At 52.0% G+C, this 24,784-nt stretch carries 27 protein-coding genes; 19 read left to right on the top strand and 8 right to left on the bottom strand.

Going from position 1 to position 24,784, the window contains the following annotated elements:
- Positions 1-46: 46 nt before the first annotated feature.
- From QPM17_RS18800 to nadC, 8 genes are all read left to right on the top strand, one after another.
- On the top strand, positions 47-1,996 hold the full coding sequence (locus QPM17_RS18800; protein ID WP_150994240.1) for a TRAP transporter permease: 1,950 nt from the start codon (positions 47-49) through the stop codon (positions 1,994-1,996).
- A 40-nt stretch (positions 1,997-2,036) separates the two neighbouring features.
- Positions 2,037-2,894 carry a VOC family protein gene (locus QPM17_RS18805; RefSeq protein WP_008172184.1) on the top strand — a complete coding sequence of 286 codons (858 nt, stop codon included), beginning with the start codon at positions 2,037-2,039 and terminating at the stop codon, positions 2,892-2,894.
- A gap of 56 nt (positions 2,895-2,950) precedes the next feature.
- Positions 2,951-3,757, top strand: a complete 807-nt coding sequence (locus QPM17_RS18810; protein ID WP_039881928.1) for an SDR family NAD(P)-dependent oxidoreductase — start codon at positions 2,951-2,953, stop codon at positions 3,755-3,757.
- Positions 3,758-3,845: 88 nt separating this feature from the next.
- Complete coding sequence (locus QPM17_RS18815) at positions 3,846-4,742, top strand: EamA family transporter (RefSeq protein WP_285392791.1); 897 nt, start codon at positions 3,846-3,848, stop codon at positions 4,740-4,742.
- A 17-nt stretch (positions 4,743-4,759) separates the two neighbouring features.
- On the top strand, positions 4,760-5,110 hold the full coding sequence (locus QPM17_RS18820; protein ID WP_285392793.1) for a non-heme iron oxygenase ferredoxin subunit: 351 nt from the start codon (positions 4,760-4,762) through the stop codon (positions 5,108-5,110).
- Between the two features lie 21 nt (positions 5,111-5,131).
- Entirely contained in the window at positions 5,132-6,124 is a 993-nt protein-coding gene (locus QPM17_RS18825) for an amidohydrolase family protein (RefSeq protein ID WP_285392795.1), read from the top strand.
- A 66-nt stretch (positions 6,125-6,190) separates the two neighbouring features.
- On the top strand, positions 6,191-7,210 hold the full coding sequence (locus QPM17_RS18830; RefSeq protein ID WP_285392797.1) for a 2Fe-2S iron-sulfur cluster-binding protein: 1,020 nt from the start codon (positions 6,191-6,193) through the stop codon (positions 7,208-7,210).
- 94 nt (positions 7,211-7,304) lie between these two features.
- On the top strand, positions 7,305-8,153 hold the full coding sequence (gene nadC, locus QPM17_RS18835; protein WP_285392799.1) for a carboxylating nicotinate-nucleotide diphosphorylase: 849 nt from the start codon (positions 7,305-7,307) through the stop codon (positions 8,151-8,153).
- Between the two features lie 7 nt (positions 8,154-8,160).
- On the opposite strand, the gene QPM17_RS18840 is transcribed toward nadC, so the two are convergent.
- From QPM17_RS18840 to QPM17_RS18870, 7 genes are read right to left on the bottom strand one after another with little or no spacing between them, the layout of a single operon-like run.
- Positions 8,161-8,952 (bottom strand): energy-coupling factor ABC transporter ATP-binding protein, encoded by a 792-nt coding sequence (locus QPM17_RS18840; RefSeq protein ID WP_008172171.1) that lies wholly within the window; start codon positions 8,950-8,952, stop codon positions 8,161-8,163.
- Positions 8,949-9,713 carry a cobalt ECF transporter T component CbiQ gene (gene cbiQ, locus QPM17_RS18845; RefSeq protein WP_285392801.1) on the bottom strand — a complete coding sequence of 255 codons (765 nt, stop codon included), beginning with the start codon at positions 9,711-9,713 and terminating at the stop codon, positions 8,949-8,951. Before cbiQ ends, QPM17_RS18840 begins: the two co-directional genes overlap by 4 nt.
- Positions 9,710-10,285 (bottom strand): carboxypeptidase-like regulatory domain-containing protein, encoded by a 576-nt coding sequence (locus QPM17_RS18850; RefSeq protein WP_285392803.1) that lies wholly within the window; start codon positions 10,283-10,285, stop codon positions 9,710-9,712. The genes cbiQ and QPM17_RS18850 overlap by 4 nt, the downstream gene beginning before the upstream one ends.
- Complete coding sequence (gene cbiM / locus QPM17_RS18855; protein ID WP_150994215.1) at positions 10,278-10,898, bottom strand: cobalt transporter CbiM; 621 nt, start codon at positions 10,896-10,898, stop codon at positions 10,278-10,280. Before cbiM ends, QPM17_RS18850 begins: the two co-directional genes overlap by 8 nt.
- Before the next feature lie 8 nt (positions 10,899-10,906).
- Positions 10,907-11,695: a DUF4198 domain-containing protein gene (locus QPM17_RS18860; protein WP_285392805.1), complete on the bottom strand. Its 789-nt coding sequence runs from the start codon at positions 11,693-11,695 to the stop codon at positions 10,907-10,909.
- 27 nt (positions 11,696-11,722) lie between these two features.
- Positions 11,723-12,205: a nickel-responsive transcriptional regulator NikR gene (nikR, locus tag QPM17_RS18865; RefSeq protein ID WP_285392806.1), complete on the bottom strand. Its 483-nt coding sequence runs from the start codon at positions 12,203-12,205 to the stop codon at positions 11,723-11,725.
- Positions 12,206-12,258: 53 nt separating this feature from the next.
- The gene (locus QPM17_RS18870; protein ID WP_285392808.1) at positions 12,259-12,942 is read right to left on the bottom strand and encodes a dienelactone hydrolase family protein; all 684 of its coding nucleotides are present in this window, start codon (positions 12,940-12,942) and stop codon (positions 12,259-12,261) included.
- Between the two features lie 316 nt (positions 12,943-13,258).
- Here QPM17_RS18870 and QPM17_RS18875 point away from each other — a divergent pair, with 316 nt between their 5' ends.
- The 10 genes from QPM17_RS18875 (at position 13,259) to QPM17_RS18920 (ending at position 23,815) form a co-directional block, all read left to right on the top strand.
- The gene (locus QPM17_RS18875) at positions 13,259-14,728 is read left to right on the top strand and encodes a hypothetical protein (RefSeq protein WP_285392810.1); all 1,470 of its coding nucleotides are present in this window, start codon (positions 13,259-13,261) and stop codon (positions 14,726-14,728) included.
- A 20-nt stretch (positions 14,729-14,748) separates the two neighbouring features.
- Positions 14,749-15,525 carry a citryl-CoA lyase gene (locus QPM17_RS18880; protein ID WP_285392812.1) on the top strand — a complete coding sequence of 259 codons (777 nt, stop codon included), beginning with the start codon at positions 14,749-14,751 and terminating at the stop codon, positions 15,523-15,525.
- A 95-nt stretch (positions 15,526-15,620) separates the two neighbouring features.
- A complete protein-coding gene (gene dctP, locus QPM17_RS18885) occupies positions 15,621-16,598 on the top strand; it encodes a TRAP transporter substrate-binding protein DctP (protein WP_150994221.1) in 978 nt (325 codons plus the stop codon).
- A gap of 153 nt (positions 16,599-16,751) precedes the next feature.
- Positions 16,752-17,222, top strand: a complete 471-nt coding sequence (locus QPM17_RS18890) for a TRAP transporter small permease (protein WP_191966974.1) — start codon at positions 16,752-16,754, stop codon at positions 17,220-17,222.
- A complete protein-coding gene (locus tag QPM17_RS18895; RefSeq protein ID WP_150994223.1) occupies positions 17,222-18,532 on the top strand; it encodes a TRAP transporter large permease in 1,311 nt (436 codons plus the stop codon). Before QPM17_RS18890 ends, QPM17_RS18895 begins: the two co-directional genes overlap by 1 nt.
- Before the next feature lie 58 nt (positions 18,533-18,590).
- On the top strand, positions 18,591-19,349 hold the full coding sequence (locus QPM17_RS18900) for an SDR family NAD(P)-dependent oxidoreductase (RefSeq protein ID WP_150994224.1): 759 nt from the start codon (positions 18,591-18,593) through the stop codon (positions 19,347-19,349).
- A 77-nt stretch (positions 19,350-19,426) separates the two neighbouring features.
- Positions 19,427-19,960 carry an acetyl-CoA carboxylase biotin carboxyl carrier protein gene (accB, locus tag QPM17_RS18905; protein ID WP_285392819.1) on the top strand — a complete coding sequence of 178 codons (534 nt, stop codon included), beginning with the start codon at positions 19,427-19,429 and terminating at the stop codon, positions 19,958-19,960.
- Positions 19,960-21,333 carry an acetyl-CoA carboxylase biotin carboxylase subunit gene (locus QPM17_RS18910; protein WP_285392821.1) on the top strand — a complete coding sequence of 458 codons (1,374 nt, stop codon included), beginning with the start codon at positions 19,960-19,962 and terminating at the stop codon, positions 21,331-21,333. Before accB ends, QPM17_RS18910 begins: the two co-directional genes overlap by 1 nt.
- 51 nt (positions 21,334-21,384) lie before the next feature.
- On the top strand, positions 21,385-22,512 hold the full coding sequence (locus tag QPM17_RS18915) for an MFS transporter (RefSeq protein WP_285392823.1): 1,128 nt from the start codon (positions 21,385-21,387) through the stop codon (positions 22,510-22,512).
- 31 nt (positions 22,513-22,543) lie between these two features.
- Positions 22,544-23,815, top strand: a complete 1,272-nt coding sequence (locus QPM17_RS18920; protein ID WP_285392824.1) for an MFS transporter — start codon at positions 22,544-22,546, stop codon at positions 23,813-23,815.
- A gap of 121 nt (positions 23,816-23,936) precedes the next feature.
- Here the strand turns inward: QPM17_RS18920 and QPM17_RS18925 are convergent, their stop codons facing one another.
- A complete protein-coding gene (locus QPM17_RS18925) occupies positions 23,937-24,218 on the bottom strand; it encodes a hypothetical protein (protein WP_285392827.1) in 282 nt (93 codons plus the stop codon).
- 75 nt (positions 24,219-24,293) lie between these two features.
- Here QPM17_RS18925 and QPM17_RS18930 point away from each other — a divergent pair, with 75 nt between their 5' ends.
- Positions 24,294-24,641, top strand: a complete 348-nt coding sequence (locus QPM17_RS18930; protein WP_285392844.1) for a hypothetical protein — start codon at positions 24,294-24,296, stop codon at positions 24,639-24,641.
- Positions 24,642-24,784 lie beyond the last annotated feature (143 nt).

Below are 24,784 nucleotides of genomic sequence, written 5' to 3' on the forward strand. Positions count from 1 at the left end.
CGGTTCTGTAGACGTTGGTGCTGAGTCTATTTTTACGAGATTTTTTATGAACTTATTAAAAAGAACCATTTGGCTCGCGTTTTCTATGGGTAACAAGGTGCCCATGGAAGGGGGGCGGTACGCGTTTGTTGCACTATTGGCGGTCCCGCTGACAGTGTTCGAAATCTGGTACGCCGTTGCAGGCAATTTCGGGCGCCTGGAGCTGGCGATACTTTTTGTCGTGCCGATGTACACCATTTCTTTTCTTTCGATCAGCCACGCGCCTGATTCTTACCGCACGACTTGGGTCGACTATCTTCTGGCGCTTGTAAGCCTTGTTGCGGGCGTTTATCTAATCCTACAGATGGGGCGTTATCAGGACTGGATTGCAGGGCTGGATGTCTACAATACCGGGGATCTGGTGGTCGCTGGTATTTATTCATTGCTGACGCTTGAATTGTTAAGGCGTTGTGTGGGGCCTGGTATTTCGGTCGTTGTATGGCTGGTCATCCTGTACAGTTTGTTCGGTGGTCATCTATCTGGTTTTTTTGGCCACCGCGGCCTGGATCTGAGCTATATGCTCGAAAGCCTGATGGTTACGCCGCATGACGGGGGGTTGTTCTCCGCGCCTATTCAGGTGGCTGCTGTTTACGCGTTCCTGTTTATTACATTTGGCAAGTTTCTGGAGAAAAGTGGTGGCGGCGACTTTTTCTTCAATGTGGCGGCAGTGCTTGCTGGCCGTCGTACCGGCGGCTCCGCCAAGATTGCAGTAACTTCCAGTGGACTGTTCGGCATGATATCCGGCAGTCCGGCCTCGGATGTTATGACGACCGGGTCGATCACCATTCCCATGATGAAACGTGTGGGTTATTCCCCTCGCTATGCAGCGGCTGTTGAAGCCGTAGCTTCAACAGGCGGCAGTCTTTTGCCACCGGTTATGGGGGCTGTCGTTTTCTTGATGGTTGAGTTTACCGGCATTTCTTACACAAGCATCATCGGTTCGATACTTGTGTGCTCTATTCTTTACTATGTGGGAATCTACGTTCAGGTGCATTGCTATTCGGCCAGGCATAATGTGGGCCATATCGATGCCGTTGATATCCCCACCTGGCTCCACACGTTCCGCACTGGTTGGATTTTCATCGTACCGATGGGGTTGCTGGTGTACGTGCTCATGAGTGGCAGAACGCCAGCGCTTGCGGCAACTTGCGGATTGGTTGCTGTTATCGTCGTCAGCTGGTTTGTTGGTGGCAAGGCGATAACGCCCAGAAAATTTGTTCAGGGTTGTGTTGAAATCTGTACGGCAATAGCACCACTGATCGCAGCGGTCGCCGGCGCCGGAATCCTTCTTATAGGCCTCAACGTTACCGGGCTGGCATCGAAACTGTCGGCGTTGATCTTCAGTGTTGCCGAGGCAAACCTGTTGCTTGCGTTGTTGCTGGCAACGATTGTCACAATCATCTCGGGCATGGGGATGCCGGTTGTAGCTGTCTATTCACTGGTCGCGGTAATGGTGGCGCCGGCGCTTGTCGACGCAGGTCTGACTTTGCTACAGGCCCACCTGTTTCTGATATTTTATGGAGTGGCCTCCTACATCACTCCGCCAGTTGCAGTAGCGGCTTACGTCGCAAGCAGCATTGCGGACGAGCGACCGATGGCGGTTTCCATGACGGCCGCCAAGGTGGGTCTGGTTGCGTTTACACTTCCTTACGCGTTTGTTTACAACCCCGGAATTCTGATGATCGGACCGCTGGAGACCATCGTGTTCGACGTAATCAAGGTTACCCTTGGAGTTTTGGTGATGTCTACGGCGGTTGAGGGCTGGTACCACGGCGAACTCAACCGGTATGCCAGAACGGCGCTCATAGTTTGCGGGCTTGTTGCGTTCTCCGTGTGGGACGTTGCGGGAGTTATTGGGTTGTTGTTGGCGATATTCTATCTGCTATTCAAACGCTTTGGGTCTAACGGTTCGACGCGCATTGTGTCCACTAAACCGCAGGCCGGTTTTGATAAATAATTCGTCGTTTATTGACGGTTGATTGAGGGGAGCACTAGTTATGATTCACTTACACGATATTTCCTACCTTCGTCTGGGTTGCCAAAACCTGAGTGAAATGGTTGAGTTCGCAACCGATATCCTTGGCCTGGAGCTTCGCCATAAAACGGATACTCATGCCTACTTGCGAGGTGATAGCAGCGCGTACAATATTTGTTACATTGAAGGTGATGCTGACTATGACGCCTGTGCCTTTGAAGTAAGGGAGCTCTCTGAACTTGATAAAGCAGAGAAAGAACTGGCCGCGGAAGGTATAACTGCAAAACGCGCAACCGATGAAGAGTGTGAGGAGCGCCAGGTAAACTCGGCGCTGTTCTTTGCGGATCCCAACGGCAACCGCGTTGAATTGGTGTATCGACCCTACCAGACAGGTGTTCGTTATTTTCCTGGCCGCGATGCCGGCATCACTGAGTTTGGTCACTTCGGCTTGCACACTGGTGACAGCGAGCGGGATATTCGGTTCTGGACGGAAGTGATGAGTGCCAGGGTCAGCGACAAGATCGGCGAGGGTGCTCTGCTACGCATTGACCCGGTCCATCATAAGATCGCGCTTTTTGCCTCTGAACATACCGGGGTACAACACGTTAACTTCCAGGTCGCAAGCATCGATGATGTCATGCGTTCCTGGTACTTTCTCCAGGAAAAAAACGTCCCCATCGTATTCGGCCCTGGGCGTCATCCGACATCGACTGCGATGTTCATCTACTTCCTGGGGCCCGATAAGCGCGTCTATGAGTACTCGTCCGGTGTAAAACGTATTACGGATGAGGAAAATCATACACCCCGTCAGTTTGAGATGGCACCGACCTCTTTTTGCATGTGGGGTGCAAAGCCCAATGTCGATGAATTCAGTGAATGAGAGCCGACCATACGATAAAGGCCGACTTTTATCGAATCATGTTTTTGGAGATTTGAATGACGAATTATCAATGTAAGCGGTTTTCCGGACAGGTAGCATTAATAACGGGCGCGGGACAAGGTATTGGTCTTGCGACTGCATGGCGTCTCGGTTACGAAGGTGCCAGGGTGGTTCTGGCTGACAAGGCTGAAAAACCGATCACCGATGCTGCCCAAAAAATGAAAGCAGAAGGTATTGAGGCAGTGATCGCGGTTGCCGACCTGTCAACTCTGGCCGGCGCCGAACTGGCAATGAAAACCGGTGTTGACGCGTTTGGCCAATTAGACGTTCTGGTCAATAACGTGGGCGGTACGATCTGGAAGAAGCCGTTCTGGCATTACGCGGAGGAAGAGATCCGGGCGGAAGTGGACCGCTCTTTCTGGCCGCCGATGTGGTGTTGCCGTGCTGTTATTCCTCATATGCAGGAAAATGGCGGTGCCATTGTTAACGTTGGTTCAAATGCGACCATGGGGATTTTCCGGATTCCCTATTCGGCGTCAAAAGGTGGTGTGGTTGGATTGACAACATCACTTGCTATTGAGTTAGCGGACTTCAATATAAGGGTCAACTGTGTTGCACCCGGTAATACCGCGGTTAAAGAAAGGCCAACTCCGAGGCTTGATCGCGAACTGACAGAGCAGGAAAAAGCCTGGAATCAACAGTTTTATGACTACGTTAGCCGCGAGGGGCTCTTTAAGCGTTCCGCTTCGGTGGATGAACAGGCCGCGGCAATTGCGTTTTTGGCCTCTCCAGACGCTTCCTACATCACCGGTGAAATTATAGATACCGGGAAACGAGGCATGAGAATTTCGGAGGTAAGCTGAAGATGGAGTTTGAATCTCAGCGAATTCTCGCGCCAATGGAGGGGGGCAAGGCCTTGCCGGGAATGGATTCATCCCGGATACGCAGGTCATGAGCAGTGAATTGATTGCAGTTACGCTGTCTTTGACTTCCGCATTGATGTTTGCTTTTACCTTTACCCTTGTCAGGGTAGGGGTAAAGACGGCTTCCAGCGAAACTGCTCTATGGGTTACGTTGGCCATCAATGTGGTCTTTCTCTGGGGCTGGAGTCTCGTTGGTTATGGCTGGCAGTTTGGTGACTGGTGGCAATGGCGCTATTTTGTTCTAGCGGGTATTTTCGCCCCCCTTTTGGGGCGTCTTTTCCAGTTTCTGGGGATGGCCAAGCTTGGCTCCAACATCACAACACCGCTGACATTGACGCATCCGGTGGTATCGCTGGTGCTTGCTATGGCATTTCTTGGCGAGAGCCTGACGACTCTCGGATTGTTCGGAGCGTTGCTGGTTATAGTCGGTAGCGTGGTTGTCGGGTCTCAGGGCGGAAAAAACAAAACTGCCAGCTTGAAAACGGTTCCGAAAACCTACCTTGTATTGCCGATGATCGCTTCTTTCTCTTATGGAATCTCGATGGTGTTCCGTAAGATTGGCATCGATATCGGAACGGATGCTGTTACCGCCGCAGCGGTAACAACAACGTCTTCGTGGTTTTTTGCGAGCCTCTACACTGGCGTTACCGGTGGTTTCAAGCAGATCCGCTGCACCAGAAAAGAGTTCGGATTTTTCATTTTCGCCGGTATCTTTTCGTCGTTTGGTCCGGTACTTCTCTTTTTTGCAATGCAATACTCGGATCTTGTTGTGGTGGCACCTCTGGCATCGACAACACCTTTGTTTGTGCTGCTGATGTCCTACATCTTTATTCGCGCAGACGAGATTTTTACCACCAAGGTCGTCATGGGAACCATAGCTACCGTCCTAGGGGTTATGATGGTTAGCGTGTACGGAATAGCTTGAATCAATGAGGAGTAAACATGAATGATGCAAACGACAGAAAACATTTCTATGTGTGTAAGGAAGACGATCTAGCGGATAATGAAATGGTGAGGATTGACCCGCCCGATCAACCTCCTGTTGTCGTTTATAAAGTTGGGGGCAATTTTTTTGCCACAGATAACACCTGTACGCATGGAGAGGCCAGCCTGGCGGAGGGCGAGGTGGACGATGATTTTATCATAGAATGTCCTTTCCACGGTGGCACCTTTGATATTCGGACAGGTGAGGCTGTTGATTTTCCGTGCGTGCTACCCCTGAAGTCCTATCCCGTCACGGTTGAGGGTGGGTGTGTCTATGTAAATCTTGATGAGGGTAAAGCCCCGGCGTAAGGCCTTTGGGCGGAGAGCGTTATGATTGATTCACATACTCATGTGGTGCCTGATAACTTCCCACCTTATCCTGGTAAGGACGCCGATCATGCATGGCCTTGCATGCATTGTGGGCACGGTAACCATAAAACCGTCATGATCAGAGGTAAAGCATTCCGCGAAGTGACCGACACATCCTGGAGTGCCACCTCAAGATTACGGGAAATGGAGGAAGAGGGCGTTGATCGGCAGGTCTTGTCACCGATGCCTGAGTTGTTGTCCTACTGGTTCAATACACAGGATTCACTTGCATTTGGCCGCCATATTAACGGCACGATTGCCAGCCTGGTGGCGGAGGTTCCAGATCGATTCTTCGGATTGGGCATGGTGCCTCTACAGGATCCGGATGTTGCGGCAAAGGAAGTCAGAGTTCTTAAAAATGAGTTCGGCTTGCTGGGTGTGGAAGTGGGAAGCAACATCAATGGCGTGGCCATGGGCGACCGTCGCTTTGACCCATTCTTTGCGGCTTTGGAAGAAGAAGATATGTGCCTGTTTGTTCATGCACTTCATCCCAATAAGGATCGGTTGTATCCGTTGCCGTTGATGGAGCCTCTCGTTGCATTCCCAAATGAGAACAGCATAGGTATTGCCTCGTTCCTGGTGAATGGTGTCCTTGAGCGTTTTCCAAAGTTGCGGATTGCCTTCAGCCATGGCGGTGGCGCATTTCCGATGACCTTGCCCCGACTTCAGAATGGCTGGGAGGTCAGCGGTGCTCTGCGGGAAGCAATGTCATTGTCACCAATGGAGCAGGCTCGTCGGTTCTGGTATGACACTCTCGTCTATGATGAAGACGCAATCTCTTATTTGACGAAAATCTATGGCATCCGGCAGGTAATGATGGGCACGGACTATCCTTTTGTTATCAGGGATAAACACCCAGGCAAACGATTTGAGTCCCTGGGGCTCAACGAGCAGGATGTGATGGCCCTGACTGACCACAATTGCTTGCGCTTCCTGGGATTGATGAAGTCTTAAGTTCGAGCTGTGATCTTGAGATTGTCGTCGAAAAGAAATCAGATCAATAATATACGAGGGAAAAATATGCCTACCATCAAGATTGAGGGTACTGGTGAGCAGTTTGAACAAACTGAATCGCAGGATTGTATCCTTCGCGCAGGCCTTACAGCCGGCTATGGTCTGGCCTATGAGTGTAACTCCGGTGGTTGTGGTACTTGTAAATTCCAGTTGATCGAAGGCGAAATTGAAGAGCCCTGGCCCACCGCGCCGGCTCTTAGTGCCCGCGATATAAAAAAGGGTAGAAAGCTGGCCTGTCAGTGCAAAGCCAAAACTGATCTCGTGATTAAAATGCGCACCGACCCGGAATATGCGCCGATCAATCTGCCAGCCCGGTTTGAGGCAACCCTGAGTTCCCGTAGGGATGTCACAAGTGACATTGTTGAGTTCTGCTTCCAGGCCCCCGATAGCGCGGACGCAAAGTTTCTACCAGGGCAATACGCAATGCTCACCTTTCCTGACGGCAGGGGGCCACGGGCTTACTCCATGAGCAATCTTCCCAATGGGGACGGGGTATGGGAGTTCTGGATTCGAAGAAAACCCGGGGGGGAAGTCAGCGGTGCGCTTTTCGATGAGCTCAGGGTTGGGGGTAGGATTGTCGTCGATGGACCATACGGCCACGCCTATCTGCGCGCTGAAAGTGAAAGGGATATTTTGTGTATCGCTGGTGGTTCCGGCATTTCGCCTATGCTGTCCATCGCGCGTGGCGTGTTGATGGACCCTGATATGGAAGGTCGTCAAGTACACTTCTATTTCGGGGGCAGAACGCCAGACGACCTGTGTGGACTCGACGAACTGAAAGTCCTGCCGGGTTTCCAAGAGCGTGTGCATTACCATCCCGCGATTTCGATGCCTGAAGAATCACCGGAATGGACTGGCGACACGGGATTCATTCATGAGATCGTAGAGAATCAACTTGGAAATGAGCTTTCAAGGTTCGAATGTTATCTTGCCGGGCCGCCGCCAATGGTTCAGGCGACCACAAAGATGCTTCAGTTGCAGGGAAATGTTCCAACTGGCCAGATACACTACGATCCGTTCTATTAACGTAACCCACGGGTTTCAAGAATCAGGCGTTCCTATAAACTGAGGCTTTTGTCTCGAACCAGGCGTGTTGTTAAATTAGCAAGGAGTAAAACAAGTGCGTGTATCAAGATTGGTTGTTCGGGAAGATGTGAGACGTGCTCTGGACGAGGATCTCGGAGCCGGGGACATCACGGCGGGCCTGATTCCTTATGGACATGTTGCTCATGGGCAAATAATTTGCCGGGAACATGCTGTGTTCTGTGGAAGAGAATGGTTTGATGAGGTTTTCCAGGAGATTGATCCCAGGATTACCATTGAGTGGGACGTTGATGACGGCGACCCGCTGATTCCCGACCAGGTATTCTGCCGCTTCTCAGGACCGGCTGGTGCACTGGTGCAAGGGGAGCGTACTGCACTCAACTTCCTCCAGATGCTTTCGGGCATCGCGACCGTATCGCGACGATACTCAGATGCGCTTAAAGGCTTTGGCACAGGTGTGAAGTTGCTTGATACCCGTAAGACCTTGCCAGGGCTTCGGGTTGCCCAGAAATACGCGACCGCATGCGGAGGCTGCGTCAATCACCGCCTTACCCTTGCGGAGTCGTTTCTGGTCAAAGAGAACCACATCGTCGCCTGCGGCTCCATCACCAAGGCTGTAGCGGTTGCGCGTCAACACAACAGCTACTCGAAACTGGAAGTTGAAGTCGAGAACCTTGATGAACTGCAAGAGGCCCTGACTGCTGGCGCAGACATGGTGTTACTGGATAATTTCACACCGCAACTGGTGCATGAGGCGCTAAAACTGAATCAGGGCCGGATGCTCATTGAGGTCTCCGGAGGAGTGAGCTGGGATACCTTGAAGGATTATGCCATAAAAGGGGTAGACTTCATTTCTGTGGGGGCACTCACCAAAGACCTGAAAGCAGTCGACTTCTCAATGCGATTCAGTTATTCCGGAACCTGATGACCGTCTAGCTTTTTTGCCTGTTCGCATCGCCGGGATGATAATGAGATGAATGCTCCGGATCTGAAGGGGGAGTGTGTGTGAGGTCGTCATCTGAATGTACATGTTTGTGTGAGTGAACGTGAACATGGGGGTGCTGATGAAGAATGGAATTCACGAAAGATCCATTTTTTATCAGCACTGCCCGTGTAGCCAACTGGTCAATCAGATCCTGGTCGTGTGAGGTGAAGACGAGCGCTTGTGAGAGTTCTGCTAGACACTTGATGAGTCGTTGCCTGGCGCTTTCATCAAGGCCGGTTGTTGGTTCGTCCAGAAGAATGATGTCTGGGTCCATGGCGAGCACAGTCGCGATAGAGACCAACCTCTTTTCTCCGCCAGACAGTTTATAGGTAATCCTTTCTGATAATTCCCCCAAGCCGAGTTTGTTCAGAGTGTCAAGGGCTATAGCCCTGGCATGCCTGGGACTGTGCCCGAGGTTGATAGGACCGAAGGCGACATCCTCGATTACGGAAGGACAGAACAGCTGATCATCAGAATCCTGAAACACCAGGCCGATTTTCGACCGTATCTGATGAAAGTCGGATTTATTGTTGAGTGTTTTTCCGAATGCGGTGTAATCCCCCCCTGATAGTGGATGGAGCCCGACCAGAGCGTCCAGAAATGTGGACTTCCCAGTGCCGTTCGCTCCAAGTAAAGTAACTCTTTCGCCAGGGTTCAGGTGGAAGTTTATGTCACTTATCAACCGTTCGTTATTCCGATCAATGTTTACACCCTGGAGTTCCAGTAAGGAAGAGGTCATGTCATGTAACTCCTGAATATCAGGCATACGGAGGTAACGGTGGCTAGTGTGAGGGTAATACTGTCAAGAACTTTCCATTGGCTCTCTGAATGAAAGGTAAAGGAACCGTTGAAGCCGCGACACCTCATGGCGTTACTCACTCTGCGCGAGCGCTCGAAACTTCTTACCAGTAACATGCCGACCAGCCAGCCAAAAGTGCGCCAGGTGTGGACATTGGATCTGGCGACGAACGCCCTTGCTTTCATGGCGCGACGAATGCGAGCATATTCGTTCTCCAGTACACTGATATAACGAACCGACATGAGCAACAACTGGACCAGATTCCCGGGCACTCTCAACAGCCTGAGTGCATTGCCAACCTGCAGCGGTGACAGGGTTCCAATCAAAGCAAGGTTCAGCAAGGTAATGGTATTGATTTTGAGGGCAATAACCGCTGCAAGCTTAAGGCCCTCCCCTGACGGTACAATCGGTCCGAGCTCGAATAAGGGTTCCCCGGTGGTGGTAAAAGGAAGAACCAACAGCAAGACAATCACGAACCCTTCCAGCAGAACTAAACGGCGAACCACCGAGAATGCACCGAGGCCTGCAAGTGCCGTGATCCCAGCTGCAAACACAAGGGCACCGGTGAGTATGACAAGACTATCAATACTGATCAGTGTGACTGTGGTCAAAACCGCTGTTAGCAGTCTTGTACGGGGATCAAGATAATTGATCGCAGAAGTACCACTTTGATCGGTCTGAGCGTACAGGACGTCAGTCATAGCCTGGATCCCCGACGCCTGGAAAACCAGAGCATACCGAGCCCGGCGAGTCCTGCTATATAACCAATACCCCCGAGTATGTCCTGAATTCGCCGTTCATCCCGGACCTCCTGCAGCTCCGCACGCAGCGGAGCAACCTGGCGGGAAACGGCACTTTCAATCAGTGTCTTCAACTTGCCTGACTGTGGCTCATACAATGGAGGTGGAGAAGCAGGGTTTGACGGTTGCAGACTGTCCGGTTCTGATTCGGACACAATCACTTCGGACATCTGGACGTCCCAATGTGCAACATGACCCTCCCCCGAATTGGCACTGATGCGGTAGCCCTGGCGAACATTAACAGGAAAAGAGAAGCTGCCGTCGGTATCCGTGCGTGTGTTTGCGATCTCGTCATCACCTTTGAGGCTGGCCAGAGAAACCCGTGCATTTTTCAACTTCTGACCTCCAGCAAAGTATACTTCTCCGGTGATTCGATCCTGTTCAGCGTAAGCAAACACTTTAAGTTGATGCGCCTGTACTGGCCCATGGAAGATCAGAAAACCAAGAATTGTCAGCAGAGTTTTGTTAAACATGACGGCCCTCCTTTGGCAGAATTAATTCCGGTGCGACACGCTTGATAAACCCAACCGTGAAGCCCGTAATTACGCCCTCGATAGCCATCAAAGGAACAAAAGTTAGCAGGATGATCTTGGCTGCGGGAATCAGGTTTGGATCAGAGAGCATGATAGAACTCGTTAACAGAATGCCCGTCATGCAGGCACCAAGGCCGCCTGCGAGAAGACCGAGCCAGAATGATTTCCTGGGTGACGCGTTGTGAATTAGCGGACGTATGACAATGGCACACAACACCGCTGGGAGCGCCAGGTTGACCAGATTAACGCCCAGGACAACCAGCCCTCCATAGCCAAAGAAAACCGCCTGAAGGACGAGGGCAATCAGTATGGCGGGCACAGCCACGATACCCAGAACAATGCCCATCAGGCCGTTCAGCAACAGATGAACACTGCTGACCCCCACAGGGATACTGACCAACGAAGAAACAAATAGGGCAGCTGCAAGCAGAGCTGTCTGGGGGATGCTTTCTGCCGGCATTCTCTTCAGAGAGTAGCCCAGCATTGCAATCCCCAGGACAGCACCACCGATCAGTACTGGCTCAGAAAGAATGCCTTCCGGTATATGAGCCACGTGGCTGTTTACTCCATATCCTGAACGTAAACCCAGATGAGCCCACCTTCTTCGACATCCACGGTTTTGCCATCCGGATTTTTCATCGGCTTATCCGCTGTTAGCAGTGCAGCGAACCCCCACCAGCCCTCACGGGGCATCGCGTAGCTGAATACTCCTTGCTGGTCGGCCTTAATGGTCTGGGTTGCAAACTCATCAGAAGGGATGGCTACCGAACCATCGTTTCTCCACTCAACTTCTACCATTGCTCCGGGCACAGGCTCGCCATCTTTCAGTACCACGCCCCTGAATAGATTTCCGGACCACAATCCATAGGGTTGGGTCATAGGTTCGATTTCTACCGGCATGCCGACGAGTTGGTCCCAGGCGCTGCTGCCACCGTAGGCACTGACGATGACTTTGGTGTAATGAACGATCATGACTTCTTCTGAGGGTTCCCAATAAGGCTCCGGTTCAATGAAGAAAACATGATCGCCGGGTCGTGCGACAGAGTGGCTTGCTGAATAGTGTCGCTTTCCATCTTCTTCATGAATGGTCAGGGAGCCGAGAAGATCTTGCTGTTCGCCCCTTGTCATCACGCCAAACCGAACCGGCATGTCCATATCCATTCTGGGACCAGTGGCCATCGGATGGGTGAATTGAATATCGAGATTAATGGACTGGCTAGTCTGTTCTGAAACCACAGCGTGTTGAGGGATCAATTCCAGAAAATGGGCCGATGAAATGGCAGGTACAATGAATAACCAGGCTCCTGCAACAAGGGCGTACTTTCTTGCTTTCTGGAAACTAGCTGACATCGGTAATTCCTTTTCGCTTCGGCCAGTTCAGGTGGCCGGGTGAGTATGAGCGTGCTGGTGTGGCTCATGGGACGTGGATAACCCGTTGTGACTGTGGGATGCCACTTCATAAACCACTGGCAGAAGGTAGATCTGACCGTGACGAATGCCCGGTTTTGCAATCAGGTTTTCGCTGAACGCCCTTAGCTCCTTTGTCGGGCCACGGGTTACAAGTGTTTCAAGGCAATGGTCATGATCCAGGTGGACCTGCAGCGTTGATACCAAAACGTCGTGGTGTTGATGCTGTATCCGTGCCAATCGGGTTGCCAGCTCCCGTTCCTTATGGCTATACACATAGGTAATCGTGCCAACAGAGTGGCCATCCAGGGAGTGCTCGAGCTCATCTGTTTCAAGTTTTTTCCGAATTAGATCCCGAATCGCCTCGGAGCGGTTGTTGTAGCTGAAGCGATGGAGAAACTGGTCAAAAAGTTCTGCAAGATCGTCGTCAAGTGAAACTGTGAAACGTTGCATGTTTACTCCTTGATACTTCGGCGTCAGGTATGAGATACCTCAGCCTGGGGTGTTCAGGCACTGGTGAAGTTCTGCGACAAAAAGTCCAGGGTGCGTTGCCACGCCAGCTCTGCGCTGGGCCCATGAAAACTGTCCCGCAAATTACAGTTGAATCCGTGTCCCGCGTCGGGATAGATGCAGATATTAAGATCTGCCTCCGAGTTTGCGGCCCTGATGTCTTCGACGTTCTCCAGAGGGATCACGTGGTCGAGTGCCCCGAAATGGAGTAGAGCCGGGCACTGAGGGTGCTGATCTCTGAATTGGTGGATGTAAGAACCGTAGTAACAAACTGCGGCCTGGACCTTGGGCGTGCTGGCTACCAGCCAAGCGATCGTTCCCCCGTAACAGAAACCTACAACGGCCACGGGGCCGGACTGGGCGAGATAGCTAATGCTTGCCAGTGTGTCGTTGAGTGCGTCGTTCCAGTCCAGGCGTGAACGCAGGTCCCTTCCCTTATCAACGTCCTCAGTCGAGTAGCCCAACTGGACGCCTGGCTCCAGCCGATCAAAAAGCGATGGGGCAAGCGCGTCGTAACCACTCTGTGAAAACCGTTCACACACATCGCGAATGTGCTGATTAACTCCGAATACTTCCTGGATGACAACAACTCGTCCCTTGCAGGGAGTACTGAACGGTATCGAGTGGTAAGCGGAAAATTCGTGCCCGTCATCAGCGTACAGCCTTAGCCAGTCAGCCATTATCTGAACCCTCTGACCGTTGGTATCAATTCACTATGGTCGTTCAAGTTGCCGTGGACCTGTCGTGCATTCATACCAATTATTAATTAATGAGATGCTATCTTAACTGTAGAAATATTGGCCGTGTGTTGTCAATGTATTTTTGTTGGGGCATTAGCGCTTGACAGGTTTTCCTCCCAGAGCTAGCCTAATTTCCATATGATAAGAAGGCATCTTGATAGGTGGAAACTAGTTGGCGGCCCAAATGTTTCTGGAGAGCCTTTAATCACCCTTTGATATGCGAGGGGGAACGCAAGGTGAGTGGCGCGAGGATTTTATGAGTCAGATCAATTTTATAGATACAACATTGCGTGATGGTCAGCAAAGTCTCTGGGCGCTCAACATGAAGACGGAGATGATGTTGCCTGCCCTCAAGCAAATGGATGAGGCGGGTTTCGAGGCCATGGAGTTTTTTGTCCCGATTGTGCAGTTAAAGAAGATGATCAGAGATCTTAATGAGAATCCTTGGGAGTGGCTCCGCCAGGGAGCGGCTGTGGCCAGGAAAACGCCTCTTCGTTTGCACGCGGGTTACAAGGGTGGGTTGGGTAAGGTGCCTGAATCCGTCAAAAAACTCATGGTTCAGAAAGTCATTGACCAAGGTATAAGTTGTGCGAGGATTTCCAATCCGTGGAACGACTTTGTGGAGCTCCGTGAGGAAGTCGACGAGCTGAAGCGGATGGGAATGGATTCTGTTGTTAATATTATCTACTCCGTGTCACCGAGGCATACCGACGACTACTTCGTGAAGCGCGCTCGTGCTGCCGCGAAACTGAAGCCCTATCGTCTTTGCTTCAAGGATGTGGGTGGTTTGCTTACCCCGGAGCGAGTCCGTGAGTTGTTGCCCAAGATTCAGGCAGTTATTGGGGACATCGTTCTTGAATTGCATGTCCATTGCAACAATGGGCTTGCGCCACTGAACGTTATCGAGGCAGTCAAACTCGGCATCACTCATGTGCATACCGCCGTGCCCCCGTTGGCAAGCGGTTCGTCGAATCCGTCGATTTTCAATACTGCGAGTAATCTCCGTGCCCTTGGCCACGACACACTGGTTTCGGAAGAATTGCTGAGGCCCGTGGAGGAGCATTTCACGACGATCGCGAAACGCCACGGCTTTGCAATCGGTACACCTTTCGAGTACGACGAGAGTCTGTACAGTCATCAGGTTCCTGGTGGCATGATTTCCAATCTTGAATACCAGTTGGCAAAAGTCGGTATGTCGGGGCATCTGGAGGCGACTCTTGAAGAGGCGGCGCGGGTCAGGGCCGATTTTGGCTATCCGATCATGGTAACGCCTCTCTCCCAGTTCATTGGTACTCAGGCGGCGATCAATGTGATGACCGGCGGACGCTACGAGCAAGTCACCGACGAGTGCATCTACTATGCGCTTGGTCAGTTCGGTAAGGAAGCGACCGAAGTAATGGACCCTGATGTCAAAGACAAGATCCTGAGTAGAAACCGTGCCAAGGAACTTGCCAGCAAAGAGTTTCCGGAGCTCACCTTACCGGAAGTGCGTCGTAAGTACGGTGAAAGCCTGACAGACGAAGAACTGATCCTTCGCGCCTTTATCGATGAGCAAGCTGTTGAGGTTGCACGGCAGTCGCGTCCTTCGTCAGAGGGAGGGCTCAGTTCGCGTCAACCCATCGTGGAACTGGTGGGTAGCTTGTCACGATTGAAAGACAGGGGCTTTGTATCTGTCCAGAAAGGTGGGGATTTCTCATTAGTCATGAGTAAGTCGCCACAGGCCTAAGCCAATTCAAAGGTTATGTGATGAAAATCGGACACTCTGAAGCGCGAAGCTCAATTGCAACGGCGGATGCGGCGTCGATACATATTCGCGGTCGCAATCTGAGCAAGGATTTGATAGGGCAGATCTCCTTTACCGAGTTTTACTTTCTTTCGCTAACCGGGGAGCTGCCAACAGAGATCCAGCGTGATTTTCTGGACGCCACCCTGGTTGCCATTGCTGAGCATGGATTAACTCCTAGCGTGCAGGCAAGCCGTATGACCTATGCTGCGGCGCCTGAAGCACTTCAGGGCGCTGTGGCGGCAGGAATTCTCGGGTGCGGGAGCACGGTTCTGGGGACTGCCGAAGCTGCTGGCCAGGTGCTGAAGGAAGGTGTTGAGCGGTGGCACAAAGAAGGAGGGGAGCACGGCCCCGTGGCACTGTCACAGGCAAAGTCGGTGAAGGCTTCGGGTAGGCGCTTCCCCGGTTTCGGACACCCCTTGCACAAACCGGTGGACCCTCGCTGTGAAAGTTTACTGTCCATGGCGGAAGAACGCGGTGTCGCAGGTGACTATTGCCAGTATACACGGGCCCTTCAATTAGCAGTGGATAAAGTGTGGGGAAAACATCTGGTAATGAACATTTCCTTTGCTATTCCTGCAGTGCTGCTGGATGTCGGCTTTCCGGTTCAGTCGCTCAAAGGTATTCCGATCCTGGCGAGAACGGCAGGTTTGCTTGCGCATCTTTATGAGGAAGCAAACAAACCGATTGGCTTTCATATGGCTCACGCTGGGGAGGAATCGGTTCAGTATAAAAAATAACAGTGGATTACGTGCTCGAGCGAAGCAACACGGCAAGTTATTCAAAATTAGGGTATCGACAAACAGAACAAGACCAATCCCTGAAGGAGAAAAGTATGTGTCGTAAATTTGCATTATGTATGTCTCTGGTGATGAGCCTGACACTCAGCCAGGTACTGGCAGCTGAGCAATTCCGGGTACTGAGTAGCTGGGATGACAGCTATGAACCGGTTGGCCAGATCCTCGGAGGATTTCTGGAGCGCCTTGAAGAAGAGTCGAACGGCGAGATTACCTCCCGGGTTTCGGGGCCAGAAACTTTCCCCCCCTTTGAACAACTGGACCCGGTTTCCCGTGGACTAATGGACATGCTGTTCACCAATGGCGCCTATCACTACAACGATACCGCTGTGGCCATGTCTCTGGACTCTCTGATTGGTGGTCCTGACAAGCTCAGGGAATCCGGCATTTGGGATTATGTGGACGAGCGTTATCAGGAGCGGGGTCTCAAGCTCATTGCTGTGCTTTATGACATGAATGGCTATGCGATCATGCTTCGTGAAGCCCTGGATCCTGACAACGGCCTTAAAGGTCGTCGGATTCGTGGCACCCCTATTTACCACCCGGTCATTGAAGCGCTTGGCGCCTCCCCCGTGGTCTTGTCTGCCAGTGAAATATACCCGGCCCTGGAGCGTGGAGTTGTCGACGGTGCAGCATGGCCAACCGTTGGCCCTGTAGGGTTGCGCCTGTATGAGGTGGCGGACTATATGCTGAGACCTTCATTCGGACAGGTCGGTCATGAGGTTTTCATGAGTCTGGACAAATGGAACAGTCTTGACGAGGAAACGCGTGACCTGATTTCAAAAGTGGCGGAAGAATACGAATCAGAGGCGGTGGAAAAATTCAATGAAATTGTCGCTGCCGAGGAAGCCACGCTTGAAGAGAAAGGCGTGACTATCACCGAGTTGAATGAGAAGCAGCAGGCTCAGGTCGACAAGGCCTGGTTTCAGGGCGCAATGGACCTTGCTGAGAAGCAAAGCCCTGAAGCTGTGAAACGAATTCGCGAACTTGCTGCGGATGCGGGAATGGCACCCTGATCGGGAGTCCGACCGCTTTGTTCGGCTTCGGGGTATGTGTCTCCGGACCGAAGCCGAACCTTTTTGAATAGATGTTTGAACTGAAGCGAACCCTTAATTATGACAATAAAACAGAGTTCGGTTTTGGCGGGTGTTTTGCAGTGGCATGATGTTGTGTCACGAACTTTATATCAATTGGGCATCTTCGCGCTTGGCGCGATTGTCGTTATTTATTCCTATGAAGTTGCTTCCCGTTACGTTTTTGGTGCCCCAACACGTTGGGCCAGCGATTTCGTGTCGTTTTTGCTGCTCATCACCGTTTTCCTTGTTATGCCCTGGCTGACACGGGCCGGTGGTCACGTTGCGGTAACCGTACTGAACGATCAACTGCCCGAAAGGGGCCGGCAAGTGATGCTCCGGGGAGGATATGTTATTGGCGCAGCTGCCTGTTTGTGTCTCGGGTACATTGTTTACGTGGAAACGCTGACGCTCTACGAGCGTGGGTCCGGCACCCTCAGTACCGTAAGTATCCCCAAGTGGACACTTTTCTCACTCGTCTGTTATGGCCTGTTTAATTCCGGGCTGTATTTTCTGCGCCTGGCTGCGGCGGGCCGTGGCGTTAAAAAGCCCGCGGGGGAATACTGATGATCACGGGGATCCCCGCAGTTCTGGCAGGTGCAGGACTACTATTGCTGTTTATGCTGCTCGGCATGCCGGTATTTGTGGCTTTCATGCTGGTAAACCTGATTGCCGTGTTTGTACTTCTTGGACCGGCCGGTTTTGGCATGCTTGCCAGCAGTTTTTATGATACCACCACCTCGGGATCGCTGGTTACTATTCCACTGTTTATCCTCATGGGAGAGATTCTGTTCCGAAGCCATGCTGTGGACGTATTGTTCCGCTCAATGGACGAACTCATTGGGCATATACGAGGTCGGCAATATGTCCTTTCAATCGCTCTGGCTACAATTTTCAGCACTCTGTCCGGTGCGGCAATGGGCGTGGCGGCAATGTTGGGCCGTTCCCTGCTGCCGGGAATGATTGCCAGGGGCTATGATCCAAAACTGTCGGCTGGCAATATTCTGGCAGGCGCAAGCCTCGCCCCACTGGTGCCTCCTAGTGTCCTGGTTATCATCATCGGCACCCTTGCCAGTGTGTCAATTGCAGGGTTACTGGTTGCCGGTATCCTTCCGGGCCTTATGTTTGCTGGCCTGTTTCTGGGCTATACATTTATTCGTATCCGTTTCAACCCAAAGTTGACACCGGAATTCGAAACCATTGACCGGGAGGTGACTGCCAGGGACAAGGTGATGGCGGTCGTCAGGATGCTGCCGTTTTCCATCATCATTATATCGGTGATGGGTTTCATCCTCATGGGTATTGCGACTCCGAATGAGGCTGGTGCAATGGGTGTTGTGGGAGCTTTGGTCGCTGCGGCTATCTATCGACGCCTGAATTACAGGATGGTGGCGGATTCCCTAGGTTCGGCGGCAATGATTTCAGCGATGATCTTGATAATAATGGCCAGCTCCAAGCTTTTTAGTCAGTTATTGGCTTTTACTGGCGGAGCCAGTGCGCTTACGGAATGGGTCGCAGCCATGGAATATGCGCCCTGGATCATGCTCATCATTCTGATGGCGCTACCTTTTGTGCTCTGTATGTTCATTGATCAGATTGCGTTGATGCTGATCATTATTCCGATCTACAAACCGATTATCGAGATTCTTGGTTTTGACCCACTGTGGTTCTGGCTGCTTTTCCTTGTGAACATCACCGTTGGAGGTATGACACCACCTTTCGGTTACACGTTATTTGCGTTGAAGAGTGCATGGACGGAAGGGACCCTTGTGCAGGTATATGGGGCGGCCTGGCCATTCGTTCTGTTATTTGTGTTTGGCATGGTTTTGCTGGCTATTTTCCCCGTACTGGCAACGTATTTGCCCAGTCTGCTGTGAAAAATGCCGGGTACTGTCTGCAAGGCAGGTGGACTGTTTATTCTGATCGGGAGATCGTATGGCTCATGTTGATAAAAAAGTAGTGCTCATCACCGGAGCTGGCCAGGGACTGGGGCGATGCTTTGCTCACCGGTTTGCCGATAGCGGTGCAATTGTGATTGTCAGTGATATCAACGAGCCTGCGGCCAAACAGGTTGTTGACGACATCCGGGCTGGCTCTGGCGAGGCTATGGCGTTGCCCATGGATGTGGCTGATGAAGAGTCCGTATGCGCCGGTATTGACGAGGTAGTGGAAAACTATGGGCGCCTTGATGTACTGGTTAATAACGCCTCCATCTTTTCGACCCTCAAGATGCGTCCCTATGATGAAATTCCGGTGGCTGAGTGGAGGAAGGTGATTGACGTCAATCTCACCGGTGTCTACCTCTGCAGCCGATTCGCTGCCGCGCCTATGCGGGAATCAGGCTGGGGGAGAATCATCAATATCTCGTCGGCTGTAGTGAATATGGGGCGGCCGCTGTATGTGCACTATGTGGCGTCCAAGGCAGGTGTTATTGGCCTCTCCAGAAGTCTCGCCCGTGAATTGGGGCCATACGGGATCACCGTCAACTCTGTGCTGCCAGGCGCGACTGATACTGAAATCGAGCGGGATACGGTAACTCCAGAGCAGCGGGAGGCTCTGATTCGAATGCGGTCGATACCTCGGGGGGAAACTCCTGAAGATCTTGCGGGCGTTGTCCTGTTTCTGGCATCCGACGATGCAAGCTTTTTGACGGGACAGAGCTTAACGGTAGACGGTGGTACAACGTTTCTCTAGTAAAACAGTGCTATCTCCAGGGTGCGTCCCGTTCCGGGAGGCTTTAGACTTGATACGGAAACAAGAGGGTTGTTGATATGACACTTTCCGAAAAAGATGTGTTGCACATTCTTCGGCTGGTTGAGGAATCCAGTTTTGACTCGCTGCAGCTTGAGTATGGCGATACCAAGATAGCAGTCAGCAAATCCGGTAATTTCTTGCCGCAGGTCGCGCAAGCACCTGCACCGGTTGCGGCAGATGCTCCCGTGGCCCCGACTCCTGCGGTTCAGCAGAACACTGAAAAACAGGATCAGAGCCCAGCCCCTGGCAATGTTGCGCCCCAGCCACAGGCTTCGGCCGCCGCCACTGCATCATCAAGTCTGGTTGCGGTGGAGGCACCGGTAGTCGGGGTATTCTATGCGGCGCCGGAACCAGGTGCGGAACCTTTTGTCCAGGTTGGCTCCGAGGTTGATGCCGACACAACCGTCGGCCTTGTTGAGGTCATGAAAGTGTTTAATGGCGTCTCGGCCGGTCTGAAGGGCAGGATTGTAGAAATCTGTGTTGAGGATTCCCAACTGGTCGAGTATGGCCAACCCCTTTTCATGGTGGAGCCTGACGGGGGGGCTGGTTAATGGGTATTTCCAGAGTCTTTGTTGCAAATCGTGGCGAGATCGCGGTTCGCGTTATAAGGGCCTGTAAGGCACTGTCAATAGAGACCGTATTGGGCGTTTCCTCTGCAGACAGGGAAACCATGGGGGCCCGCCTTGCAGACAAAGTCGTCTGTATTGGTCCGGCAAGGTCAACGGATAGTTACCTGAACCGACAAGCCATTCTCGCAACGGCGTTGGCAACAGAATGCGATGCCATACACCCTGGTTATGGTTTTTTATCCGAGGATGCTGAATTCGCCCGACTGTGTCACGAGAACGGTCTTATCTTTATTGGGCCTACGCCTGAAAATATCCGTCGCATGGGTAACAAGCTTGAAGCAAGGTCTCTGGCCAAAGAGTTTAATGTTCCGTTGGCTGAAGGTTCGGCGCGTTTGTATTCAGCGGATGAAGCCCTGGAAACTGCGGAGCAGGTGGGGTATCCGATTCTCTTAAAGGCAGCCGCGGGTGGTGGTGGCCGCGGTATCAGGGTTGTTGATGCACCTGAGAAACTGAAAGCTGCATTCGAGGGAGCTTCAGCTGAGGCAGCGGCCGCATTCGGTGATGGCGCTATGTTTATGGAGAGGTATATCGGTAATGCTCGGCACGTTGAAGTGCAGATTCTTGCTGACAACCATGGCAACGTCATTCACCTGGGCGAGCGCGACTGCTCGTTACAGCGCCGATACCAGAAAATGGTTGAAGAGTCTCCTGCACCAGGTCTGTCAGATAAGCTTCGTCAACAGATTCACGAATCCGCTGTAACGCTGGCGAAAAATATTGGCTACGTAAGCGCTGGCACCGTGGAATTTATTGTGGATATGGATCGTTCGCAGTTCTACTTCCTGGAGATGAACACACGGGTTCAGGTAGAGCATCCGATTACGGAAGCGGTCACTGGTGTTGATATCGTGGCTCAGCAATTGCGCATTGCGGCAGGGGAAAAACTGGATATCAATCAGGGCGAGGTCAAGGTTGAAGGGCATTCTATCGAGTGCCGTATAAACGCTGAAGCACCTCTGCGAGGATTTCAGCCTTCTCCTGGTCGCATCAGCCGTTGGCGGCCACCTTCCGGTTCGGGCATCCGTCTTGATAGTCATGGTTTTGAAGGATACTTCATGCCGCCTTACTATGACTCGCTTCTTGGCAAGCTCATTGTTCACGGCAAAGACCGGCAGGATGCTCTGGCCATGATGGAGCAAGCGCTTGCGGGATTTGAGATTGAAGGTGTCGAGACCACCATCCCGTTCCTGCAATACGTAATCGTGAATGATGACTTTGTGACGGGGAATTTCAATACCCGCTGGCTTGAGAAAGTCGCAACAACCTTTCTCGAAAGTCAGGCCGTTGATTCGTAAGCGATCAACGTGCCCGATACCTTGTCTGGCTGATGCCGCGGTAGTTTCAGGATGACTATCAAAGTCGTATTGGGCGTCACATTTGGCGTTTATCTTACGCTAAGTGCTACGCGCCCGATGATCTCACTGTACGCCGCCAGCCTTGGAGCCAATACGCTGGATGTTGGTCTGCTTGCGTCGTTGTATGCATTGCTACCGTTGTTGCTTGCGATGCATGTGGGCAAGCTCTCTGACGTGATTGGTGATCGGCTGCCAGTAGTAATAGGCTCTGCCGGTATAGCCATCGGGTTGATTCTTCCCTTTGCGATCCAGTCGCTGTGGGCCCTGTATCTGACCCAGATCATCGTAGGTGTTTCCCAGCTACTGTGTATGGTTTCCGTGCAGAATCTGATCGGAAAAATTACCACGGTTGAAAACCGGGATCATCAGTTTGCGATATTCACCCTTTCAGCATCCGTCGGGAATCTTATCGGACCGGTGTGCGGAGGCTACCTCGCAGATCAGTATTCCTACGCGGTAGCCTTTCTTGTGGCGGGTGTTGCGGGAGTCGTTCCAGTGCTTCTGGGGTTCTTCCTTCCATCTATTAAGGGTGGAACAAAATCATTAGTCAAGCAGTCAAGCGTCCTGTATTTTCTGAAAAATCCTTCAATACGCCGCGCCATGGTGACCAGCGCGCTCGTGCTTTATTCCCGGGATATCTTCATTGTTTATTTTCCATTGTTCGCCAGCGAAGCGGGTCTTTCGGGATCCACCATTGGATGGATTATTTCCATTCAGGCATTTGCACAGATTGTGGTGCGGTTTCTCCTGGCTCGTTTGTGCGACATGTTCGGGCGAAATGTTGTTCTTTTCGTATCAATTCTGACCGCTGGTGCTGCTTTTCTGTTGATGCCCATGACAACGGAAACTTGGGTTCTCGGCCTGCTGAGTGGGCTGATGGGGTTGGGGCTTGGGTGCGGGCAGCCATTGTCGATATCAACCACCTACAGTGCTTCACCAAAAGACAGAACAGGAGAGGTTCTTGGGCTGCGGTTGGCAGTTAACCGGTTTTCACAACTCCTTGCACCCGTATTTTTTGGGGTGTTGGGTGCCTCTGGAGGCTTGGTGCTGGTGTTTTATGTGAGTGGCGTTTTTCTGATGGGAGGGGCCTGGCTGTCCAGAGACCGAGAGGCTGCCTGATAAATGCGAAGGCTGATGTTCTCCAGTAGTTATGACCCTTAATATCCACGGGGATTTAAAGCGAGGTTTTCAGGTGTCACTTATTATAAACAGAAGGTTGATTGCTTTTCTGGTTGCTTTGGCCGCAGGAATTGTTATTGCCGCTCAAATCGGGAAGATGCCCTCTGCATTACCCGTATTGAGGAACTCTTTTGACCTGTCGCTTGTACAGGCGGGTTGGTTGTCAGCCTCTATTAATGGCGCGGCGGCCGTACTAGGACTTGTGAGTGGTCTGCTTGCAGCAAAAACCGGTGTGGGAAACACGTTGCTGCTTGGTCTGTTTGCAGCGGTCGTGGGCACGGTATTGGGTGCGCTGAGTACCACGGGTGAGATGTTGCTGGGAACACGACTGTTGGAGGGCGTAGGTTTTGTTCTGATAGCCGTATCTGCACCATCCATTATTGCCGCCGCTGCAACGCCAGAGTGGCGGCGGCGAGCGCTGGCGATATGGGGATGCTACATGCCCATTGGCGTTGCCGGTATGATCGTCCTCACACCGATGCTTATCGCAACAGGAGGGTGGCAAACTGTTTGGTGGGTGAATGGGGGGTTGCTTGTTTGTGTATTGGTTATTGCCTGGAGTATGAAGAGTGCTTTTCCAAAGACGCAGCCTTCCCCGGCCGGCAAACAATCGTTGTTGAGCCAACTTCGGCAGAGTACCCAGCTAACCGGGCACTGGGTCATGGGTGGTGCTTTCGCAATATACTCTTCCCAATGGTTCATGATCGGCACCTGGTTACCTTCCTTCGCAGTCAGCTATATGGAGTTTTCCCTGAACCAGGCTGCACTGCTGACAGGTCTGGTCATGCTCGCAAATGCTTTGGGAAACCTGGCAGCCCCTTACCTGGCGTCTGTCGGATTTACCCGGTGGCAGGTTATTGCTGCGGGGCAGGTTTTAATCTCCGGCTTTGGCTTCGTGGTATTCTCATCGAACATTGAACCAGAACTGAGAATGTTTGCTGCGATCGCTGCATCAATAGCAGGCGGCACTATTCCCGGTACCGTGATGGCTGGTATTCCAGTTCATGCCCGCGATGCATCAGAAGTCGCTTTGGGTAATGGTATTGTTGTCCAGTGCATAAATGTTGGCATTCTACTTGGTCCTCCGGCAATCGCAGCGGTCGTTGCTGGATTCGGTGGTTGGGACGCTGGCCGGTGGGTATTTCCTTTTGTTGGTTGTTTTGGCGTGGCATTGGCATTCATGCTCAGGCGTCTGGAGTTAGTCAAGTTTGGAGCTCCGCCAGATACGAAAGCAGCTTCCTGATGTTCGGTAGAGGCGGGAGGATGGTTGGCAGAATCACTGATTCAGGAACCACTTTGGCTAACAGAATGATTTACCTTTTATTTTAATAGGTGCCGAATCCCGGCACTGTCGTTTTATCACGTCATACTTTAACGTGACTTTGAACCTCTTTCGGAAAGCGCTCATCAGGTGTCATCCTTTTTTGGAAGACGCCCTGTTCAAAGCCAAAATTCAGAAATGCTTTAATCGGGTGTTTGTTCGGTTCTACCCCGTATGGCCAGAGGTCACCTTCAAAAGTATCAGATAGGCTTTCAATATTTGTGGGGAGCCATGGGATGGGCATATAGGAAGCTGTCACGTCACATGCGCGTGCTAAAGAGTTATTTTTCGCTTTCTCAAAAGGTGCCATCAAATTGTTTGCCACCCACGGATTCCTGTCCAATATGTTTTGTTTTATTGCCACGACATGCATGATCGGGAATATCTTTGAGCTTGTGAAGTGTTGTCTTTCAACGTCTTCATCGCAACCGGAGCGGTGCGCCTGGCGATTACGGCATTTATTGTGCCGTTCGCCTTTGTTTATGGGGACGGCCTTCTGATGGTGGGGGACTGGCAGACCATCCAGATATCCTGCGTTACCACAGTTATTGGGGTGATAATGCTTAGCTTCGGTATTGAAGGCTACTTCCGTGGCCACCTCGCCGCACTGGCGCGGTGGTGCTTTGTGGGGGCCGGTCTACTGTTTATATTCCCGAGCTGGCTAGCTATTGGTGGGGCCGAAGTGTTGGCTATTGCGGCCTGGATGATGACACCACATTTGCGTGGAGGACTAAAACCAGCGATCTAAGCAACTTCTTCTCTCCCACTCTCTGCAGTTGCCAGAGAGTGGTTTGCTATTCGTCTGGCGCTAAACGAAGTGTGCAATTGAATTCAACACCGCAGCTGCCTGCTCATCAAGAGGTCGGTAGCCCGCGGTCCGTGGCATGCCCT

Origin of the sequence: Marinobacter azerbaijanicus (genome assembly GCF_030250645.1) — a bacterium.
Lineage (GTDB): Bacteria > Pseudomonadota > Gammaproteobacteria > Pseudomonadales > Oleiphilaceae > Marinobacter > Marinobacter azerbaijanicus.

Coding starts and splice junctions, on each gene's coding strand:
- dctP (WP_150994221.1), top strand. CDS start 15,621: ATGTGTCGTAAATTTGCATTATGTATGTCTCTGGTGATGAGCCTGACA.
- QPM17_RS18805 (WP_008172184.1), top strand. CDS start 2,037: ATGATTCACTTACACGATATTTCCTACCTTCGTCTGGGTTGCCAAAAC.
- QPM17_RS18830 (WP_285392797.1), top strand. CDS start 6,191: ATGCCTACCATCAAGATTGAGGGTACTGGTGAGCAGTTTGAACAAACT.
- QPM17_RS18910 (WP_285392821.1), top strand. CDS start 19,960: ATGGGTATTTCCAGAGTCTTTGTTGCAAATCGTGGCGAGATCGCGGTT.
- QPM17_RS18895 (WP_150994223.1), top strand. CDS start 17,222: ATGATCACGGGGATCCCCGCAGTTCTGGCAGGTGCAGGACTACTATTG.
- QPM17_RS18850 (WP_285392803.1), bottom strand. CDS start 10,285: ATGTTTAACAAAACTCTGCTGACAATTCTTGGTTTTCTGATCTTCCAT.
- QPM17_RS18810 (WP_039881928.1), top strand. CDS start 2,951: ATGACGAATTATCAATGTAAGCGGTTTTCCGGACAGGTAGCATTAATA.
- QPM17_RS18870 (WP_285392808.1), bottom strand. CDS start 12,942: ATGGCTGACTGGCTAAGGCTGTACGCTGATGACGGGCACGAATTTTCC.
- QPM17_RS18860 (WP_285392805.1), bottom strand. CDS start 11,695: ATGTCAGCTAGTTTCCAGAAAGCAAGAAAGTACGCCCTTGTTGCAGGA.
- accB (WP_285392819.1), top strand. CDS start 19,427: ATGACACTTTCCGAAAAAGATGTGTTGCACATTCTTCGGCTGGTTGAG.
- QPM17_RS18900 (WP_150994224.1), top strand. CDS start 18,591: ATGGCTCATGTTGATAAAAAAGTAGTGCTCATCACCGGAGCTGGCCAG.
- QPM17_RS18825 (WP_285392795.1), top strand. CDS start 5,132: ATGATTGATTCACATACTCATGTGGTGCCTGATAACTTCCCACCTTAT.
- QPM17_RS18840 (WP_008172171.1), bottom strand. CDS start 8,952: ATGACCTCTTCCTTACTGGAACTCCAGGGTGTAAACATTGATCGGAAT.
- QPM17_RS18880 (WP_285392812.1), top strand. CDS start 14,749: ATGAAAATCGGACACTCTGAAGCGCGAAGCTCAATTGCAACGGCGGAT.
- QPM17_RS18820 (WP_285392793.1), top strand. CDS start 4,760: ATGAATGATGCAAACGACAGAAAACATTTCTATGTGTGTAAGGAAGAC.
- nikR (WP_285392806.1), bottom strand. CDS start 12,205: ATGCAACGTTTCACAGTTTCACTTGACGACGATCTTGCAGAACTTTTT.
- QPM17_RS18800 (WP_150994240.1), top strand. CDS start 47: ATGAACTTATTAAAAAGAACCATTTGGCTCGCGTTTTCTATGGGTAAC.
- QPM17_RS18815 (WP_285392791.1), top strand. CDS start 3,846: ATGAGCAGTGAATTGATTGCAGTTACGCTGTCTTTGACTTCCGCATTG.
- cbiQ (WP_285392801.1), bottom strand. CDS start 9,713: ATGACTGACGTCCTGTACGCTCAGACCGATCAAAGTGGTACTTCTGCG.
- QPM17_RS18915 (WP_285392823.1), top strand. CDS start 21,385: ATGACTATCAAAGTCGTATTGGGCGTCACATTTGGCGTTTATCTTACG.
- QPM17_RS18875 (WP_285392810.1), top strand. CDS start 13,259: ATGAGTCAGATCAATTTTATAGATACAACATTGCGTGATGGTCAGCAA.
- QPM17_RS18920 (WP_285392824.1), top strand. CDS start 22,544: ATGACCCTTAATATCCACGGGGATTTAAAGCGAGGTTTTCAGGTGTCA.